This is a genomic window from Candidatus Thiothrix putei (genome assembly GCA_029972225.1).
Taxonomy (GTDB): Bacteria; Pseudomonadota; Gammaproteobacteria; order Thiotrichales; family Thiotrichaceae; genus Thiothrix; species Thiothrix putei.
On the sequence record CP124756.1, the window covers coordinates 1,014,658 to 1,028,522 of the forward strand.

General features: G+C 49.5%; 13 protein-coding genes. 8 read left to right on the forward strand and 5 right to left on the reverse strand.

What is annotated here, in order from left to right; translation table 11 throughout:
- The first annotated feature begins 60 nt into the window (after positions 1 to 60).
- Positions 61 to 1,242 carry an ATP-binding protein gene (locus tag QJT81_05255; GenBank protein ID WGZ95393.1) on the forward strand — a complete coding sequence of 394 codons (1,182 nt, stop codon included), beginning with the start codon at positions 61 to 63 and terminating at the stop codon, positions 1,240 to 1,242.
- A 10-nt stretch (positions 1,243 to 1,252) separates the two neighbouring features.
- The gene (locus QJT81_05260; protein ID WGZ95394.1) at positions 1,253 to 2,599 is read left to right on the forward strand and encodes a mechanosensitive ion channel; all 1,347 of its coding nucleotides are present in this window, start codon (positions 1,253 to 1,255) and stop codon (positions 2,597 to 2,599) included.
- Between the two features lie 118 nt (positions 2,600 to 2,717).
- On the opposite strand, the gene QJT81_05265 is transcribed toward QJT81_05260, so the two are convergent.
- Positions 2,718 to 3,902: a DUF481 domain-containing protein gene (locus QJT81_05265; protein ID WGZ95395.1), complete on the reverse strand. Its 1,185-nt coding sequence runs from the start codon at positions 3,900 to 3,902 to the stop codon at positions 2,718 to 2,720.
- 210 nt (positions 3,903 to 4,112) lie between these two features.
- Here QJT81_05265 and QJT81_05270 point away from each other — a divergent pair, with 210 nt between their 5' ends.
- Genes QJT81_05270 through QJT81_05280 form a run of 3 tightly spaced genes read left to right on the forward strand, consistent with a single transcriptional unit; the run spans position 4,113 to position 5,850 of the window.
- Complete coding sequence (locus QJT81_05270; protein ID WGZ95396.1) at positions 4,113 to 4,703, forward strand: sigma-70 family RNA polymerase sigma factor; 591 nt, start codon at positions 4,113 to 4,115, stop codon at positions 4,701 to 4,703.
- A 6-nt stretch (positions 4,704 to 4,709) separates the two neighbouring features.
- The gene (locus QJT81_05275) at positions 4,710 to 4,973 is read left to right on the forward strand and encodes a hypothetical protein (protein WGZ95397.1); all 264 of its coding nucleotides are present in this window, start codon (positions 4,710 to 4,712) and stop codon (positions 4,971 to 4,973) included.
- Positions 4,963 to 5,850 (forward strand): mechanosensitive ion channel, encoded by an 888-nt coding sequence (locus QJT81_05280; protein ID WGZ95398.1) that lies wholly within the window; start codon positions 4,963 to 4,965, stop codon positions 5,848 to 5,850. The genes QJT81_05275 and QJT81_05280 overlap by 11 nt, the downstream gene beginning before the upstream one ends.
- Before the next feature lie 9 nt (positions 5,851 to 5,859).
- Here the strand turns inward: QJT81_05280 and QJT81_05285 are convergent, their stop codons facing one another.
- From QJT81_05285 to QJT81_05300, 4 genes are all read right to left on the reverse strand, one after another.
- Positions 5,860 to 7,212, reverse strand: a complete 1,353-nt coding sequence (locus tag QJT81_05285; GenBank protein ID WGZ95399.1) for a dicarboxylate/amino acid:cation symporter — start codon at positions 7,210 to 7,212, stop codon at positions 5,860 to 5,862.
- A 92-nt stretch (positions 7,213 to 7,304) separates the two neighbouring features.
- On the reverse strand, positions 7,305 to 8,711 hold the full coding sequence (gene nhaD / locus QJT81_05290) for a sodium:proton antiporter NhaD (GenBank protein ID WGZ95400.1): 1,407 nt from the start codon (positions 8,709 to 8,711) through the stop codon (positions 7,305 to 7,307).
- Between the two features lie 95 nt (positions 8,712 to 8,806).
- Complete coding sequence (locus QJT81_05295; protein ID WGZ95401.1) at positions 8,807 to 10,732, reverse strand: cation acetate symporter; 1,926 nt, start codon at positions 10,730 to 10,732, stop codon at positions 8,807 to 8,809.
- Positions 10,733 to 10,744: 12 nt separating this feature from the next.
- Positions 10,745 to 10,999 (reverse strand): DUF4212 domain-containing protein, encoded by a 255-nt coding sequence (locus tag QJT81_05300; protein WGZ95402.1) that lies wholly within the window; start codon positions 10,997 to 10,999, stop codon positions 10,745 to 10,747.
- Between the two features lie 43 nt (positions 11,000 to 11,042).
- Between QJT81_05300 and QJT81_05305 the strand changes: the two genes are divergently transcribed.
- The 3 genes from QJT81_05305 to ntrC all read left to right on the forward strand — a co-directional run bounded on the left by QJT81_05305 (position 11,043) and on the right by ntrC (position 13,861).
- Positions 11,043 to 11,243, forward strand: coding sequence for a hypothetical protein (locus QJT81_05305; protein WGZ95403.1), 201 nt, complete (start codon positions 11,043 to 11,045; stop codon positions 11,241 to 11,243).
- A 142-nt stretch (positions 11,244 to 11,385) separates the two neighbouring features.
- Positions 11,386 to 12,456, forward strand: coding sequence for a nitrogen regulation protein NR(II) (gene glnL, locus QJT81_05310; protein ID WGZ95404.1), 1,071 nt, complete (start codon positions 11,386 to 11,388; stop codon positions 12,454 to 12,456).
- The gene (ntrC, locus tag QJT81_05315) at positions 12,443 to 13,861 is read left to right on the forward strand and encodes a nitrogen regulation protein NR(I) (protein WGZ95405.1); all 1,419 of its coding nucleotides are present in this window, start codon (positions 12,443 to 12,445) and stop codon (positions 13,859 to 13,861) included. Before glnL ends, ntrC begins: the two co-directional genes overlap by 14 nt.
- The last annotated feature ends 4 nt before the right edge of the window (positions 13,862 to 13,865 follow it).

A 13,865-nucleotide genomic window follows, 5' to 3' on the forward strand; every position in this document is an offset into this window, starting at 1 on the left:
TTTGCAAATAATGGCATTAAGCTACTGTCTTTAAAGTATTTATTGTGTTGAAATATGCCCATGATCAAGCGTGACATTACGCCAGAATTACTGGAAAGCAGCCGCGAATACCCCGTTGTCACGCTTTTTGGGCCACGTCAGTCCGGTAAGACGGTGTTGGCTCAGCAATGCTTTCCTGACAAACCTTACTTTTTGCTGGAAGACCCGGATACCCGTCTTGCCGCTGAAGCTGACCCACGTGGCTTTTTGGCACAGATGCCTGATGGTGCAATTCTGGATGAAATCCAACGTTTGCCGATGCTGCTCTCTTATTTGCAAGGCATTGTGGATAAGACACCGCGACCGGGCATGTTTATCCTGACTGGCAGTCACCAGCCGGATTTGCATACAGCGGTTAGTCAGTCTTTGGCGGGGCGCACCGCTTTGCTCACCTTGTTGCCGCTGACGTTGGAAGAAATTCGCCAAGCGCGGGCGGAGTTGAATGTTTTCGAGCTGATTTATCAAGGCGCATTTCCGCGCTTACACAGTCAGCAATTGCAGCCTAACCGTTTCTTTAATGGCTATGTGCAGACTTATGTGGAACGCGATGTTCGAGCTATCTTAAACATCAAGGATTTGAGCCGCTTTCAGCAATTTTTAGTGCTGTTGGCGGGGCGAGTCGGGCAAGTGGTGAATTACACGTCACTCGGTAATGACGTGGGCGTGTCATCCACCACTATCCAGCATTGGGTTAGCGTGTTAAAGGCTTCGTATATTCTGTTTGAATTGCCGCCGTTTTTTGCCAATATCCGCAAGCGCGTGATTAAATCGCCTAAGTTATATTTTACGGATACGGGGTTGGCGGCATTTTTATTGGGTATTCAGTCAGCGGAACAGGTGGCACGTGACCCATTACGCGGCAATTTGTATGAAAATCTGATGATTCTGGAAATTCTCAAAGCGCATTTGAACCGTGGATTACGCCCGGATTTGTATTTTTACCGCGATTCGCAGGGCAATGAGGTGGATTTGCTGATTCGGCAGCGTCAGGGGTTATTGCCAGTGGAAATCAAATCGTCTGCCACGTTTTCCACTGCATTTCTCAAGGGAATTCAAACCTTTCGGGCAGATTCCCCCGACTGTTTGCCAAATGGTGTGGTGCTATACAATGGGGAACAAACGCATCAGGTAGCGCAGACGCGGGTGGTGAATTTATTACGCAGCACCGCGCCGGAATGCCTTGCCGAATTGATTGGGAATTAGTGGGGGCGCTGTGGCTGATCCAAAAGACAAAGATTTGATAGAAACCAGCAAGGAATTGCTCGAAACCAGTAAAGACCTGATTGAAACCGGTACAGTGCAGGATTGGGTGATTACGCATGTGTTCACCCTGGAGCGCATCGTGCAGTACGGTTTGGCGATCCTTGGGTTGGTGTTGGCGGTGTATGCGAGTCAATGGGTGCGTCGTCGCTTTCCGGCGCAGACGGTTGAGCAATTCCGGCTGCAAAATTTGCTGTATCGCTTGCTGCGACGCTTGGCGTTTCCGTTGTTACTGGTGTTGTGGACCAGTTTTCTGATTGTGGTTTACGAATTGTTGGTAAAGCCACACCTGATTATTACCACGGTGAATAATCTGGCAATTGCTTGGGCATTGATTCGCTTGGCATCGGCTTTTATCAGTAATCCAACGGTTAGCCGTTCGGTGGCGACCTTTATTTGGGGCGTAACCGCGTTAGCCATGCTGGGTTATTTGCCCAAGGTGGTCGAATGGTTGGAAAGCATAAAAATCGGGATAGAAAAAGACTCCCTCAGTTTGTATGACATTATTACCTCGACGCTATCGGTGGCGGTGTTTGTGTGGCTGGCGTTGGTCGTGGCGAGCATGATTGAACGCACCCTGCAAAACAATCCGAATTTGAGTGTGTCCGCGCAGGCATTGCTGGCGAAGGTTTCCAAATTCGCTTTGCTGATGCTGGCGTTTCTTTTTGGTTTAAATGCAGTCGGAGTAAATTTAACCACCTTTGCGGTATTCGGTGGGGCGATTGCGGTTGGGATCGGTTTGGGCTTGCAGAAGGTCTTTTCCAACTTGATTGCGGGCATTATTTTGCTCATGGATAAGTCGATCAAACCGGGGGATACCATTGTTTACAGCGGGCGATACGGGCGCGTGAATAGCCTGAGTGCGCGGTATGTGTCTATGATTACCCGCGATGGCATTGAGTATTTGATTCCCAATGATGAGTTAATCAATCACCAGGTGGAAAACTGGTCGTACAGTGACACCAATGTGCGCTTGAAGATTCCTGTCGGGGTACATTACCAAACCGATGTTAAAAAGGCGATGGCGTTGTGTATCGAAGCCGCACAAGAAACCCCCAGAGTGCTGAAATCGCCTACACCAGTCTGCTTGTTGAAAGGCTTTGGCGACAATTCGGTGGACTTGGAGCAACGTATTTGGGTCAGTGACCCGATGAACGGTTGTGCGAATGTGAAAAGTGCGGTGATGGTGCGGATTTGGGAAAAATTCCGTGAGCATGGCATTGAGATCCCTTACCCGCAGCGCGATTTGCATTTACGCAGTATCGCCCCAGAATGCTTTGCTGAATTGATCAAGGATTAATTGACACGCTTTGCTGCTGTAAAAAATGAGGAAGCCTAAGCTCCCCCAAAAGTCGACGGGTGTTTTAAGACAGGATAAACACTACGTCAGGTGAACAAGATCGAATCAGACAGTGCGCTTATTTCAAGCGGTAAGTCACGCCCATGAACAGTGACTTGTCGATTTCATCATTGCCGTTGCCGCTGATTTCGTCATCCACTTTAGTGAGTGCTGCTGAGGTGTCAAACGCCAGCTTGTTGCTGATGTAGTAACGGTAAGTGGAGGTAGCCGCATTGGTCGTAGTATCACGCCCTGTGGTGTCATTGTGGTCAAAGTCCAATGCCCAACTGTTTAACCAGTCCACACGGTCAGACACTTCATGGTTTAAGCTCATGGTGTTTTTGAGGTTGTAGCTTTTGTCGCTGTCTTTGAGAATGGCAGACGCGCTGGCTTCATTGGAAAACTGGGTGCGATTGCTCAGTGGCTTGTGGTATTCATAGCCTAAATCCAAGGCAGGTTTGCCGCTGTCACCGTCATAATCTTTGACGACTGCGCTTAAACCCGCCTTGGCCACCCAGCCGTGTTTACGGGTAGAAATACGTTCATTGACCAGCACATCATAGGCTTTGAGGATGCCTGCTGCCCCTAAATCACCACGGGTTTTACCGGATGCTTTCAAAACGGCTTCCATATCCGCAACCCATGTTTGCTGATAATCCGCTGCACCGTATTTGGCACGGTATTCGCTTTCTTTGGCGATAATATTGGCAATTTGATTGTATTGCGCTTTATTTAAGTTGCCAGTGAGAATGTTCTTATCACGTAAAGCTTCTACCAAGCGTAATGCTTGTGCCATTGGGGTAACGTTCACGACCCGCCCGTAACCCACACCAACACCGGTTTTTAAACGCGGATCATCTGCACCTTTTTTGATGCCTAATTCACCGTCGGTATACCAGAATGCGGTATTGCTGCCGGGTTGGAAATAGGTATTCATGCCTGCTTTTGCAGTGCCAATGTAATTGTCTTGGGTGCTGTCACCGGCACTGCCGCCACGTTTGGAAGAGCCTTGCAAGTCACCGCCAATGGTGATGTCACGATCGGGTGAGCTGAACACACGGTCATAATTTAGGTCGACATTTAAGTCATGGCTGGTTTGCGCTTGATTGCCACTGTTGATATTGAGGCGACCGGATACGTAGGCATCTTCGTAAGCACTGGTCGGTTCGGTGTAGTCAAACAGGGTGACTTCTTCCGCAGTAATAGTTGCGCTGATGCTCATAAGCGCAGCGACAACGCTCAAGTTTAGTGCATGTTTTTCCATGTTATCTTCTCCATAAACTGATTCAAAAATCATTTAAAAATTGTTCCACAGCTAAGGCTTGTGCTAGTTTCCACTGCTTCACTGTTGGGTGGGACTGCATCAGTTGCAGAAAAGTCACAACTTTTTCGTAAAAATTTTTGTGATAGCAATGTTGGGAAACGTGTGTGACTTTCTGAGCAGTTGGTGAGTCACTATCATGCTGGAGGATTGATGAACAGCACCTTACAAGCCTTGGATGATGACAATTTGTTGGAACGTTGCCGCCATGAGCTACCGTATGTCATGGATGCATTCAGCGAAGTGGTGCGGCGTCACGAGCGCTATGTGTTCAATTTGTGCCGTCGCTATTTGGGTACGGAGGCAGATGCCGAAGATGTTACGCAGGATGTGTTCATGCGGGTATTCCATGCTTTGCCGCAATTTGAAGGGCGGGCGCAATTTAAAACGTGGTTGTACCGGATAGCGATGAATCAATGCCACACGGTCGCCGCGAAACGTAAACAATGGCTTCACGAGGCAGATTTGGGTGATCAGGCGACTGGTAATGCGTTTGATAGCTTGTTGGTCGATGAGCATACCCCGCAGGATGCCTACAGCCATTCCGAGGAGGAGGATTGTGTACAAAAAACCTTAGGTGAGATGCGCGAGGCAGAAAGTGAGATCCTCAACTTGCGTTTCATGGGCGAGTTGTCATTGGAGGACATTGCCAACACCTTGGGTAGCAAATTAAGCGCAACCAAAATGCGCTTTTACCGCGCAATGGAGCAATTTAAAAAACTTTACGAAACACTGTGTCAGTGAGCCACTATGCCGAATGCAAATGAACAATTGGAACAAGAATTACGCGCCATCTGGCAGCAAGCCGCAAATACGCGCAAGGCGACTTCATCGCAGCGGATTGAGCGGATTCTGAAACGCTCCCGTGCCGAGTTGTCGTTGCGTGATTTATTCAAGTTTGCTGGCTTTTTGCTGCTGACCTTTGTGCAATTGTTCACGGCGGTTGTGGCAATCATGGCTGGCAAACGCACTGTTATTCGCTCTCGATTGGAGAAGTCTTCGCATGAATTTTAATATTAATGAACCCACCCGTTTTAGTGATTTACTCCAATTTGATGAATTATTTAATCAGCGTCTCTTAGAGCCACTGTTTTCTCAATGGGATTTGTTAATCGGTTTTCTGCCCAAAGCCATCGCCGCGCTGATTATTCTATTGATTGGTTTGGTGATTGGGATTGTGCTGGCGATGATTACCGGCTCGGTATTACGCAAAATGGGCATCGACAAGCTCAGTCGCAATGCCGGTGTTGATGCCATGATGTCGGAGGGCGGGGTGAAAAGCACACCGTCACGTTTGATCGGCAAGATGGTATTTTGGCTGGTATTTTTCGCCACGTTAATGCCCGCGACTGAATTATTGGGTGTCAAGGAGCTGACTCAGTTAACCGAAAGCTTTGTGGTATTTCTGCCTAAAATCATTGCGGCAATTATTATTGTGGTGTTTGGGTTTGTGGTGGCAAATTTTCTGCGGCATACCGTGCAGGGTAGCGGCAGTTTGGGATTAACTTCGACGAACACGATTGGCGGTTTGGTGTATGGCTTGACGGTGGCGATTACGATTGTGGTCGCGCTAGGGCAAATGGGCATGGATACGCAATTGTTGTATACCGTGTTGATCACCATTATTGCGTCAATGGGGTTTGCGATTGCGTTAGCCGTCGGTTTGGGGGGGCGTGAGATGGCGCATAATTTGGTTGCGGGGTTTTACGCGCGAGAGACTTTTATACCTGGGCAAACCTTGGGCTTCGGTGAATATAGCGGTGTTTTACGCGAGATTCGGGCGCAAAATGCGTTGATTGAGCTTGGGAATGGCAAGATTATCGCCATCCCCAACAGCCAGTTGTTTCAGTATTTAGTGAGCATTGAAACGCAATCTGATGTTGAAGGCTAAGTGAGATTGCTAATCCTTGCGGGCGTGCGTGCTTGCCACCACTTCCGCCAATTCACGCTCGGTGGCTGCATCCAGCACAATGTCACTCGTGGTAACGCCCGCCATTGGGTCGTTGTAAACGCTGGTATCTAACTTGCCTTCGCTTTTCGCCACAATCACCGATACGGTGGCATCGCCCGACACATTCACAGCGGTGCGAATCATATCCAGCAAGCGGTCAACGCCCAGAATCAAGCCGATACCTTCTACCGGCAAGCCGACTTGCACAAACACCATTGACAGCATAATCAGCCCCACGCCCGGCACACCTGCCGTGCCAATCGAAGCCAATACTGCCATGGCAATCACCACGAGGTAATCGCTGACACTCAGGTCAATACCGTAGACATGCGCAATAAACACGGTTGCCACGCCTTGCATAATTGCCGTGCCATCCATATTGATGGTCGCGCCAAACGGCACGGTGAACGAAGCAACGGAATTGTTGACCCCCAAGCGTTCGGTGACAGTACGCAAGGTGACAGGAATGGTGGCGTTGGAACTGGCAGTGCTAAAAGCGAAGACCTGTACATTACGCATCTTGCTGATAAAGCGCAGTGGGTTAAGCCCCGTAAGTACTTTCAACAATAGCATCAGTGTGCCGAACAGGTGGAACATGAGTGCGGCGACCAACACCAGCACGTAACCAATAAGGACGCTGAGTAATTCAAAACCCAGTTCCGCCATTGCTTTGGCAATCAGTGCGAACACGGCGTAGGGGGCGGCTGCCATCACAATGCTGACCATTTTCATCATGACTTCGTTGGCGAGTTCCGCGCCTTCAATCAGGGGTTTGGCTTTTTTGCCGACCATGAGGATGCTGATTCCGGCGAGAATCGCGAAGAAAATCACCTGCAACATTTCGCCGTTTGCCATTGCATTAATCGGGTTGGTGGGGATGATGTTGGTGAAGACGTCCAGCAGTGGCGGGGCTTCTCTGCCGGTGAAAGCAGCATCGGTACTGGCTTGCATCCCTTGCCCAATGCCAGCGGTCAGCGCGAAAATGACGGCAGTGGCGACGGCTATCGCGGTGGTGAATAAATACAAACCGAAGGATTTCACCCCGACGCGCCCCAAGGTGCTGAGGTTGCCAATGCCGCACACGCCGCAAATCAGTGAGAACAATACCAGCGGTACAACCAGCATTTTCAGCGCATTGATGAACAATGTGCCGACAGCTTGGAATAAACCGTTGACGATGTATTCATTCACAAAACTGCCAGCGGCATTTAACCCGCTGACATTGAGGAGTAAGCCGACGGCAATGCCAAGCAACATGGCTATGACGACTTGGGCGGTAAGTGATGGTTTGGTCTTGGGCATTCGTGCATCCTCGCTGCTGGTGTAGAGTCTTGGAGGTTAGCACATAGCAGTATGCCGGTTTATCCGTAATCTTGCTTACGTAGACTCTAGCATCACATCACTGCGGCATTAATCCATAGATGGATCCAAATGCTAATGACATAACCGAGAGCCACCGCCCACGTCCATTTCAAGTGTGACATAAACGTGTAAATCCCGCGTGCTTGCCCCATCAGCGCGACCCCAGCGGCTGAACCGATAGACAACAACGAACCACCCACGCCCGCTGTCAGCGTCACCAACAACCATTGCCCGTGCGACATTTCTGGGTGCATGGTAATGACTGCAAACATGACCGGAATATTATCGACCACTGCTGATAGCAAGCCGATCATCACGTTTGCCCACGTCGCCCCCATATCGGTATACAGTACTTCGGAAACCAGTGCGAGGTAGCCAAATGCTCCCAAGCCACCGACACACAGAATAACACCGTAGAAGAACATCAACGTGTCCCACTCGGAACGTTGCAGTTGATTGAAAATATCAAAACGCCCGACGCTTTCTTCTTCCGTGTCATTACGAGGGTCGTGATCGCTGATTTTTAAATACCAACCGTACATTTTCAGTACCCCTAAGCCGGTCATCATGCCCAATACCGGCGGTAAGTGCAGGGAGTTGTGGAAGGTCACAGCCGTGGCAATGGTGGCAATAAATAAACCCAGCACAATGAAACCGCCCCGTTTGATTTCCACCACATCGTTCATCGCGGCTGGCTTACCTTTTTCAACGAAAAATGACATGATCAGGGCAGGTATAAACCAGTTGAGGACGGAAGGTACAAACAGCGCGAAAAACTCTTGAAACTTTACTATGCCTGCTTGCCAAACCATCAAGGTGGTTATGTCACCGAACGGACTCCATGCGCCGCCTGCATTGGCTGCCACGACTATATTGATGCAGCCCATTGCGACGAATTTAGGTCTGTCGGAAGCTACCGCAACCAATACCGCCGCCATTAGTAATGCTGTCGTCAGGTTATCGGCGACGGGTGAAATAAAGAATGCCAGTACACCCGTTATCCAGAAAATCCAGTAGAGCGAAAAGCCTTTGGATACCAGCCATCCCCGTAAAGCCGCAAACATATTACGTTCGTCTAGCGTGTTGATATAGGTCATCGCAGCAAGCAGGAATAGGAACAACTGCCCGTATTCCAGCAGGTTGTGATTGAGAATTTCAGTCATCTGCTCCTGTCTGCCCGCACTGCCGTAAGCAATGGCAACCAGTACCCAGATAATACCTGCCGCGACAATCACGGGTTTGGATTTACGCATGTGCAGGTGTTCTTCACCAATCACCAAACCATACGCAAAAATGAACAGAATTAAGGCGGTCAAACCCAACGCTGTCCCAGTCAGATTAACAACCTCAGTGCCACCGCTGCCACTGGCGAAACTGAGGGCGGGCAGTAATAACGTCATAAGTCCGGTAAAACAGGCTAACGGGAACGTCGATTTCATGTATTGATCACACTTTTTTGCTGCATAACAGCACGATTATGTCATAAAAAAAGGCTCCCGAAGGAGCCTTTTCTCAAACCGAGTGGAGAGTCGGTTTAGTGAGTAGCAGCACCCGCACCACGTGGTACGCGAACGTCTTCAACCAAGTGTTGAATATGCTCTGGTGGCGCTGGCGTGAAGCGGGAAACAACAAACGCAACCACGAAGTTCGCAATCGCACCGACTGTACCAAACGCTTCAGGGGAGATACCCAAGAACCAGTTAGCCGCAACGTTAGGTGCCATTTCTGTACCTTTGATGAAGAACCAGCCTTTGAACCAGAAGATGTACAACAGGGTCAAGCCGATACCCGCCAACATCCCGGAGATAGCACCCGCCGTGTTCATGCGCTTGGAGAAGATACCCATCATCAACACAGGGAAGATGGAGGATGCCGCCAAACCAAACGCCAAGGCCACAACTTCTGCCGCAAAGCCCGGTGGGTTCATCCCCATGTAGCCTGCCAGAATAATAGCGACGGTGATCGCAACCCGTGAAGCCATCAATTCGGTTTTTTCAGAGATGTTAGGCATGAAAATACCTTTCATCAAGTCATGAGAAACGGAAGATGCGATAGCCAACAACAGACCAGCCGCTGTAGACAGTGCCGCCGCGATACCACCGGCTGCTACCAGAGCGATAACCCAGTTAGGCAAGCCAGCGATTTCTGGGTTAGCCAGTACCATGATGTCGTTGTCAACCTTGGTGACTTCGTTACCTTTCCAGCCGAAGTCAGCAAATTTTTTGGTCTTCTCGTCACTCATGTATTTGGTCATGGCTTCGTCAGCCGCAGCTTTGGCTTTATCAACCGCTTCTTGCGCTTTCGCTGTATCGCCGCCTTTGCCCTGTGCTTCTTTCAACGCTTTTTCGGCTTCGCCAACAGCACCTTGTGCTTTGCTCAGTGCGCCGTCGTTGTAGTACTGGATTTTGCCATCGCCATTCTTGTCCTTGAATGAAATCAAGCCGGTTTTTTCCCAGTTTGCCATCCATTGTGGACGTGCATCCATTGCCAAGTTGCCATCAGCCGCGCCGACTTCACCGGTTTGGATGGTGTTCACCAAGTTCAAGCGAGCCATTGCGCCAACTGCTGGTGCAGTGGTGTAAAGGATAGCGATGAAGATCAATGCCCAACCCGCAGAAGAACGTGCATCTTTAACAGAAGCTACCGTGAAGAAACGGATAATAACGTGTGGCAAACCCGCAGTACCGATCATCAGCGTCATGGTTAACATGAAAACGTTGATGGTAGTGTCGTTTTGGGTGGTATATGCCTTAAAGCCTAGGTCAGTGACGACTTGATCCAGTTTATCCAACATGAAAATGCCACTGCCATCCGCCATTGTCGAGCCTAAGCCCAGTTGTGGGATGGGGTTGCCAGTCAGGTTAAGGGAGATGAAGATGGCAGGAATGGTGTAAGCCAAGATCAAAACAACGTATTGCGCAATTTGGGTGTAGGTAATGCCTTTCATACCGCCGAAAGCAGCATAGAAGAACACGATAATCATACCGACAACCAGACCCATTTCCATGGAAACACCCAGGAAGCGAGAGAAAGTAACGCCTACGCCTTTCATCTGACCGATTACATACGTCAGGGAGATAACGATCAAGCAGATAACCGCCACGATACGCGCCGTCTTGGAGTAGTAACGGTCGCCAACGAACTCAGGTACGGTAAATTTACCGAATTTACGCAGATACGGTGCTAACAGCATCGCCATCAGTACGTAACCACCCGTCCAACCCATCAGGTAAGCCGAAGCGTCATAGCCTTTGAAAGCAATGATACCCGCCATCGAGATGAAGGAAGCCGCTGACATCCAGTCCGCTGCTGTCGCCATACCGTTTTGGATAGGGCCGATACCACCACCCGCTACGTAGAAGTCACTGGTAGAGCCAGCACGCGCCCACCATGCAATACCGAAGTACAGGGCAAAGCTCAAGCCGACGAGGGCATAAGTCCAGATTTGAAGTTCAGTCATGTATTTCTCCCCTTATTCGTGAACATCAAATTTGCGGTCGATCTGCCCCATGCGCCATGCATAGAAGAAAATCAAAGCCACGAATACGTAAATTGAACCTTGCTGGGCGAACCAGAAGCCAAGTTTATAACCGCCAAGTTGGATGGTATTGAGTTGATCAAGCAACAAAATACCAAAGCCAAACGACACCACGAACCAAATAACAAGGCAAATAGAAAGCAAGCGAACGTTCGCTGCCCAATATGCCTTTGCAGATCTATCCAACATATATAAGACTCCTCCGTTGTTGTACAAACGCGAAGAGTTTAGCGTGAATGCAAATCATCAAGCAATCACAAAACAAAGATTTTTGGTGATTGCACAACATTTTGTAGATTCTTGTGCGGTGTTTTGGGGGGTGAGCGGCATATTTTGCGGTGCTTTACTTTGTTATTGTCGACAATCTGAAGATTTGCGTGATGTGCAAGTGTTGGGTCAGGTTGTTGCATTTATACCTACAAAGCAGCTATGACGTGCACTTAACGGTTAAAACTGAATGCATTATTTTGGTGCATTATCGTTGTTGGTGTATGTGTGGTGAACCCTATGTCATATATAATTAATTGAAATAAATAGATAAATTTACATGGCATTGAATTTGCATTGGTTTCATTATGGATAATACAAGTCTGAAGAAAAGTGATCTGCTGGATACCCTGACATGCTCCATTGTGGTGCTTGATGCAGGGCTTGCTGTTGTGTACATGAATCAGTCGGCTGAAATATTATTTGGGCAAAGCCAACAGCGTGCAGTGGGGGAGCCGGTAGCATTATTGTTGCGCAGCAAAGAAGTCTTGGAGCATTTAGCCCTAGCATTACGTTTAAGCGACCCACAATCCATCCGCGAATGCATCATTGAGCTGGCAACAGGGGAAGCCATCACCATCGACTGTGTGATCACCCCCATTAGCTTGCGTGACTGGAAAAATCACCTGCTGTTGGAAGTGCATCGTATTGATCGCAAACTGCGCATTGTGCGTGAAGAGCAAGTGATCCACCAACAAAAAGCGGTGCATGAGCTGGTGCGCGGTATTGCGCATGAAATTAAGAACCCGCTGGGTGGTTTGCGTGGCGCCGCGCAACTGTTGGAAAGTGAGCTGGATAACCCCGAACTGAAAGAATACACCCAGATTATTATTTCCGAAGCGGATCGTTTGAAACATTTGGTGGATGGTATGTTAGGGCCAAGCCGCTTGCCCCACCCGGAAAGCGTTAACATTCATGAGGTGTTGGAGCATGTACGCCATTTGGTGGGGGCAGAAGTGCCTGCTGATGTGCAGTTTATCCGTGACTATGACCCCAGTTTGCCTGAGTTTCAGGGCGACCGTAACCAGCTTGTGCAAGTGGTGCTGAATATTGTCAATAATGCCACCCGCGTATTGGCTGGTAGTGGGGTAATCGTGTTGCGTACCCGCATTTTGCGACAATTTACGATCCAGCAAACCCGTTATCGCCATGTACTGAAAGTCGAAATTTGTGATAACGGCCCCGGTGTGCCGGAACATTTGCGGGATAAGTTATTCTTGCCAATGGTAAGTGGGCATCCTGAAGGCAGTGGTTTGGGCTTAGCGATTGCCCAAACGCTAGTGCGCCGTCATAACGGCTTGATCCATTGTGAGTCCGTTCCGGGACATACCTGTTTTTCTATTCTGATCCCGTTGGAGGAAGACCATGCCGCACATTGAAAATGTCTGGGTTGCTGATGACGACCGTTCGATCCGTTGGGTGTTGGAACGCACATTACAAAAAGCAGGCATCGCAGCACGCAGTTTTGAAACGGCGGATCAGGTCATTGCAGCCTTGCGCAGTGAGCAGCCGGATGCGTTGATGACCGACATCAGAATGCCGGGTACGGATGGTCTGATTTTGTTGGAACGGATGCAGCGCGAATACCCCATGATCCCCGTCATCATTATGACCGCGCATTCGGATTTGGAAAGTGCGGTATCCGCGTATCAGGGTGGGGCGTTTGAATACTTGCCCAAGCCGTTCGATGTCAATGACGCTTTGGAGCTGGTGCGCCGTGCATGTAAAATGCGCCGCGAACGTGAGGGTGAAAAAGCGCCTGATCAGGTCTTAGAGTTGCTGGGTGGGCGTGACATTATTGGTCATGCACCCGCGATGCAGGAAGTGTTTCGGGCGATTGGTCGACTCTCCAAGTCCAGTATCACCGCGCTCATTACGGGCGAGTCGGGCACAGGGAAGGAATTGGTTGTCAAAGCCTTGCATACGCACAGCCCGCGTTCGAGTAAGCCGTTTATTGCACTCAATACCGCCGCGATTCCGCGTGAATTATTGGAATCGGAATTGTTTGGGCACGAAAAAGGTGCATTCACGGGGGCATACGCACAACGCAAGGGACGTTTTGAGCAAGCCGATGGCGGCGCACTGTTTTTGGATGAAATCGGTGACATGCCAGCCGAGTTGCAAACGCGCTTATTGCGGGTGTTGGCGGAAGGGACGTTCTACCGTGTGGGTGGGCATACCCCAGTGAAGGTGGATGTGCGCATCATTGCAGCGACGCATCAAAATTTGGAGGAGTTGGTGCATAAGGGGCAGTTCCGTGAAGATTTGTTTCACCGCTTGAACGTGATCCGTATCCATAACCCACCGTTGCGGGAACGGCGTGAAGATATTCCGTTGCTGCTCAATCATTTCTTACACCGTGCAGCGGAAGAGTTACAAGTGGAATCGAAAACACTGTCAGGCCGGGTGACGGAGCACTTGCAAACCTTACCTTGGCCTGGAAATGTGCGCCAGTTGGAAAATACCTGCCGTTGGCTTACTGTCATGGCTTCCGGGCGTGAAATCGTGATGGATGATTTGCCTGCTGAGTTATTGGATAGTGACCCCGGCAAAACCGAAATCCCGGATAACTGGGAAAAAGCGTTAGCACAGTTTGCCGATTACAAACTCAATAAAGGCGACATGAACTTGCTAACAGAGCTAAACCCCATTTTTGAGCGCATTTTGCTGCAAGCAGCATTGAAAAAAACCGGCGGTCGTAAGATTGAGGCTGCTGATTTATTGGGGTGGGGGCGCAATACCCTCACTCGTAAGCTTAAGGAACTGGATGTTGAAGATGTGTAAGGCT